Source organism: Neoroseomonas rubea (assembly GCF_016106015.1).
GTDB classification, from domain to species: Bacteria; Pseudomonadota; Alphaproteobacteria; order Acetobacterales; family Acetobacteraceae; genus Neoroseomonas; species Neoroseomonas rubea.
Map to the genome: position 1 here is coordinate 1 of NZ_JACADQ010000285.1, position 5,557 is coordinate 5,557.

The 5,557-nt window shown below is 73.0% G+C and carries 3 protein-coding genes and 1 pseudogene; 1 reads left to right on the forward strand and 3 read right to left on the reverse strand.

Going from position 1 to position 5,557, the window contains the following annotated elements:
* Positions 1 to 95: 95 nt before the first annotated feature.
* On the reverse strand, positions 96 to 425 hold the full coding sequence (gene hmuQ, locus HW577_RS19660; RefSeq protein ID WP_198377828.1) for a heme-degrading protein HmuQ: 330 nt from the start codon (positions 423 to 425) through the stop codon (positions 96 to 98).
* 101 nt (positions 426 to 526) lie between these two features.
* Between hmuQ and HW577_RS19665 the strand changes: the two genes are divergently transcribed.
* Positions 527 to 1,672 (forward strand): acyl-CoA dehydrogenase family protein, encoded by a 1,146-nt coding sequence (locus HW577_RS19665; RefSeq protein ID WP_198377829.1) that lies wholly within the window; start codon positions 527 to 529, stop codon positions 1,670 to 1,672.
* Between the two features lie 102 nt (positions 1,673 to 1,774).
* On the opposite strand, the gene HW577_RS27075 is transcribed toward HW577_RS19665, so the two are convergent.
* Together HW577_RS27075 and HW577_RS26655 are read right to left on the reverse strand one after the other, a co-directional pair.
* Positions 1,775 to 4,654, reverse strand: coding sequence for a beta strand repeat-containing protein (locus HW577_RS27075; RefSeq protein ID WP_198377830.1), 2,880 nt, complete (start codon positions 4,652 to 4,654; stop codon positions 1,775 to 1,777).
* A 702-nt stretch (positions 4,655 to 5,356) separates the two neighbouring features.
* Positions 5,357 to 5,557, reverse strand: a pseudogene (locus HW577_RS26655) (hypothetical protein); the annotation flags it as partial.

Consider the following 5,557-nt stretch of genomic DNA (forward strand, 5'->3'; position numbering starts at 1 on the left):
CCTGCGCTGCGCCTGGACTGCGGCGGCAGCCTCGGGCGCGACGGGCGCCCGGCGGCCGCGGTCGCGGCCCCGGTCGAAGGCGTGCGCCGTCGCGGTCAGGCCGGGGCGCGCGTCGCCTCGATTTCCTGCAGCACCTGAAAACCCTCGAATTGCGGCGGGCCGAGGGTCGTGGGCTTGCTCGCCCCGGCGCCGGCATGGGCGGTGCGAAACTGCTCGGACCGCGTCCAGGCCTCGAAGGCCTCCCGCGATGCCCACAGCGTGGTGGAGGAATAGAGGATATGGTCCGCCGCCTCCGGCCCCTTCAGCAAATGGAAGCGGATGAAGCCGTCGAGCTCGTGCAGCCGGCTTTCGCGGCCGAGCCAGCGGGCCTCGAACTCCGCGGCCATGGCGGGAATGACGCGGAATCGGTTGGTGGCGACGAACATGCGGCGGGGTTCCCTGCGGCGAAGGCCCGCAGCATAGCCGCGATCGGCCCCCGGCGGGGCAGGGGCGTTCCCGCCGCGCCCGGCTTCTGTATGCTTCGGCCATGACGCGCTTCGACCTGGCCGAGGACACGCTCGCGCTGCAATCCGTCGCCCGCGACTTCGCGCGGGAGGTGCTGGCGCCGAATGCCCGCCGCTGGGACGAGGAACGCCATTTCCCGATCGAGGAGATGCGCGAGGCCGCCGCCCTCGGCATGGCAGCGCTCTATGTGCGTGAGGAATCGGGCGGGGCGGGGCTGACGCGCCTCGACGCCGCCGTGGTGTTCGAGGCGCTGGCGACCGGCTGCCCGACCGTCTCGGCCTATCTGTCGATCCACAACATGGTCGCCTGGATGATCGACCGCTTCGGCTCGGACGCCCAGCGGGCGGAACACCTGCCCTCGCTCGTGACGATGGAGCGCATCGCCTCCTACGCGCTGACGGAACCTGGGTCGGGCAGCGACGCGGCCGCGCTGCGCACGCGCGCGGCGCGCGACAACGAAGGCTACGTGCTGAACGGGACGAAGCAGTTCATCTCCGGCGCCGGCGCCTCGGACCTGTACCTGACCATGGTGCGCACGGGCGGCGATGGGCCGTCGGGCGTTTCCGCCCTGCTGGTGCCGAAGGGAACGGCGGGCCTGTCCTTCGGTGCCAATGAACGCAAGATGGGCTGGAACGCCCAGCCGACGCGGCAGGTGATCTTCGAGGACGCCCGCGTCGCGGCGGATGCGCTGCTGGGGGAGGAAGGGCAGGGCTTCCGCTTCGCCATGGCGGGGCTCGATGGCGGGCGGCTCAACATCGCCGCCTGCTCGCTCGGGGGCGCGGAGGCCGCGCTCGACATCGCGCTGGCCTATGTGAAGGAACGCCGCGCCTTCGGCCGTGCGGTCGCCGATTTCCAGAACACGCAGTTCCGCCTGGCCGACATGCGGACGGAGCTGGAAGCGGCGCGCTCGCTGCTCTGGCGCGCCTGCGCGAAGCTCGATGCCGGCGCGCCGGATGCGACCGCCTTCTGCGCCATGGCCAAGCGCTTCGTGACCGATACCTGTTCGCGCGTGGCGGATGACGCGCTGCAACTCCTCGGCGGGTACGGCTACCTCGCCGACTACGGCATCGAGAAGATCGTGCGGGACCTGCGCGTGCACCGGATCCTGGAAGGCACGAACGAGATCATGCGCCTGATCGTGGCGCGGCAGATGCTGGGCACGCGGTAAGGCCGCTGCGCCCTCCGGCGATCGGGGGCGTTTGTGTGAGCCCCCGATTCACGCCTGCGGTGCTCGTGGCCTGTTGCCCCTGCGCCCTCCGGCGATCGGGGGCTAGGCCCAGATCACCGAGTTGCCGTCGAACCCCTCCGGCGGGAAGCCCGGCAGCAGGAAGGCCATGTCGGCCAACCCATCGCCATCCAGGTCGATGCGCAGCGAGCCAGAGGCCTCGTCGAAGCGGCCCTCCATGCCGCCATCGCCGCTGAAGGAGAAGGCGCCGCGCCAGCGGAAATCGCCGCCCACGCCGATGCCTGCGAAGCCGAACACATCGCCCTGCAGCGGGTTGAAGTTGATGATCGTGTCGGGCGCCTCGACCGGCGACTGGCCGATCGCGGTGAAGATGAACAGGTCCGCGCCCGCCCCGGCGGACAGCCGGTCCGCGTCCGCGCCGCCGAACAGCGTATCGTCGCCGTCACCGCCCGTCAGCGTATCCGCCCCGCCGCCGCCCTCGATCATCGCGGCCCCACTCGCGGCGGTCACCGCGACATGGTCGGCCCCCGCGCCGCCGCGCACGATCTCGACGCCGCTGACGATGACGGCGATGCCCGCATCATCGAGCGTCAGCACATCCCGCCCCGCGCCGAGCGTGACCGTCGCCGTGCCGCCCACGCCCGAAAGCGTCACCGCATCCCCGCCGCGCCCGCCCTGCACCACCTCCACGCCGGCCAGCCGCAGCGCGTTGGCGCCGGGGCCGAGCACCAGCGTGTCCCGCCCCGCGCCGAGGTCCACGATCCCCCCCGACAGGCCGCAGGCCAGCGTGACCCGGTCCTCCCCCGCACCGCCCGTCACGCTTTCCACGCCCGCGAGCGTCACGCGGTTGCCGCCATCGGCCAGGCTCACCGCATCCGCTCCCGCGCCGAGCCGCAGCACGGCGCCATCGACCGGCGCGGCCAGGAGGATCTCGTCCCGCCCTTCGCTGCCCGTCACGCGTTCCGCGCCCGACAGCAGGATGCGGTTGCCGCCGCGCGCGAGCAGGAGGGAATCCTCCCCCGCGCCGAGGTCGACGATGCCATCCGCCATGGCCCCGCCCAGCGTCACGCTGTCATCCCCCGCGCCGCCCGTGACCGTCTCGGCGAAGATGATGGTCGCGCTGTTGCCGCCATCGGCCAGCGCGATCCGGTCCGCTCCGGCGCCGAGGTGGTAGTGCCCGCGCGCGACGGGCGCCAGCAGCGTCACCGCGTCGTTGCCCGCACCACCTTCCAGCATCTCGACATTGCGCAGCCGCACGCCGTTGGTGCCGTGGGCGAGCGTCACCACGTCGCGCCCCGCACCCATCTGGATCAGCGCATTCGCGACCGGGGCCGCGAAGCGCACCTCGTCATGCCCTGCGCCGCCGTTCAGCACTTCGACGCCGGCGACCGTCAGCCGCGCGCCGCCGCCGGGCAGGTTCAGCACGTCATGTCCGGCGCCGAGGTCGACCAGCAGGCCCTCGACCGGGCGCAGCAGCGTGACCGTGTCCGCGCCGTCGCCGCCGATGAGCGTCTCGGCCCCGCCGATCGTCACGGCATTGCCGCCATCGGCTAGCCGCAGCCGGTCCTGCCCGCCGCGCAGGTTGATCGTGCCGGAGATGGCGTCGGCCAGGGTGAGGTCGCTGTCGCCGCCCCCGCCTTCGAGCGTCTCCACGCCGCGCAGCAACGCGACGATGTTGCCGCCGCGCAGCGTGAGGATGTCCGCGCCGCCGCCGAGGTCGATCAGCCCGTTCGCGATGAAGCCGGACAGCGTGACGCCATCCGCCCCGGTGCCGCCGAGGATCGTCTCCGCGCCGCTCACGCGCAGCGTGTTCGTCCCATTCGCCAGCACGAGCCTGTCCGCGCCGGGGCCGAGGTTCATCACCCCGTCGGCGATGGCGCCTTCGAGCGTCACCAGGTCGGCCGACCCGCTGCCCGTGAACACCTCGACACCGGCAAGGCGGATGGCGCCGCCGCCCTCCATCGTCACGCCGTCGCGCCCGGCGCCGCCGACCAGGCGCTCGATGCCGCGGATGGTGATGGCCTCGGCGGTCTCGAGCAGCGTGACCGTGTCGGCGCCGGCGCCGCCTTCCAGCGTCTCGATGCCGCCCACCACCAGGCGGTTGCCGCCATCGGCGAGCAGGAGCCTGTCCGCACCGCCCCCAAGCGCCACCCGGCCATCGAGCAGCGTCGTGCCGAGCAGGATGTGATCGGCGCCCGCCCCGCCCTCGATCGTCTCGGCGCCGGCGACGGTCAGGGTCGCGCCCTGCGTGCCGAGCAGCAGCCGGTCTGCCCCCGCGCCGAGGTCGAACTGCCCCGTCGCGACACCCTCGACGCGGATCGTGTCGTGGCCGGCGCCGGCATCGAGGATCTCGACGCCGAGCAGCAGCAGCGAATCCGCCCCCGCGTCGAGCAGCAGCGAATCCATCCCCGCGCCGAGGTCGATCCGGTTCCCCGCCGCGGCGCCGAGCAGGGTGACGGCATCGGCCCCGCCGCCGGATGCGATGGTCTCGATGTCGGCGGAGAGCAGCGCGACATTGCCGCCGCCGCCGGTCATCGAGATCCGGTCCGCCCCGGCGCCGAGGCTCGCGAAGCCGACGAAGCGCGAGGGGCTCGCGACATCGTCGCCGCCGGCGCCGCCGAGCACGGTCTCGACCGATGAGACGACGACGCTGTTGGTGCCGTCCGCCAGGCGCAGCAGGTCGTTCCCGCCGCGCAGATTGGCCAGGAAGCCGGTGACGGCGGCAGTGAGGGTGATGTCCTCCCCGCCATTGCTGCCGGTCACGCTCTCCGCGCCGGCGAGAAGGAGCCAGTTGCCGGGATGGTCGAGGAAAAGGTGATCCGCGCCGGTGCCGAGGTCGATCTCGGCACCGTCCAGGGCGCCCTGGACGGTGACCTGGTCGGCGAGCGATCCGCCTGTCAGGCGGCCGAAGGTGCCGAGGGCGACGCTGTTGGGGGTGCCCTGGGCCAGGGTGATGACGGACACGATGCGGCTCCTTGATGGAGGCCGTGCCGTCCTGGCGCGGAACATCCGAAAGGTGACGCATCGTTTCTAAAAAGAGATGAATTTTTGAGACAGAATTCGATTCGAGAGACTCCGTCTCGCGTATCGTGATCCCCGGCTATCAATCCGTTGAGCCCGCCCATGACGCGGGCCGGTCGGCGCGGACCGCCGCGCCATCCCGGACGGCCGGGCGCAGCTTGCCAATGGTGGCTCGCGCCGCGGGTGCGGGGGCGGCCCTATCGCCACGGCCCGCGTGTCTCGGCTGGACCCGCGTCGCGCAGCGCGCGGCTGCGACGGCGGCGGGGCTTACGCCGTCCCTCGGGGCGACATCCCCGCACCCTGCGACGTGCGCCTGGAAACGCACCGGTCGGGGTGGCGGCATCCGGAAGCCCCCGGGCCTCGCGGTCAGCGCTGCCTAGCAGATGGCCGCGGTCACGCCGTGCAGGACAAGCGTGCCGCCGGCGTCGAACGGGCTGTCGCCATGGCCGTCATGCGCGTCGGATGGACCAGGTCGCGCCTTTGGCATCGGCCGCCCAGCGATCCGGTTCTTCCCGCGCCGGAGATCCGATCGGGTCGGTCCGCCTGATCGGACACCGGCCAGGGCGCGGCCTATGGACGAACGGCGCCCGACGGCGCGGCCCAAGGCACCCAAGGCAGCCGGGTCGCGGGACCCGGTCCCTGGTGTCAGGTCTTGATCGGCCCCTGGCTGCTGCCGCGCCCGCGCCCGGGCGGGTCGGTGGGATCGGTGTCGGACGGGCCGGCTGGCGGGGGCGTGCCACCCCCGCCACCGCCTCGGCCCTGGCCGGCCGGATCGCCCGGATCGGCATCCGAGACGCCACCCTGGCGCGGCCCACCGCTGCCGCCACGGCCACCGCCGGGCGGGTC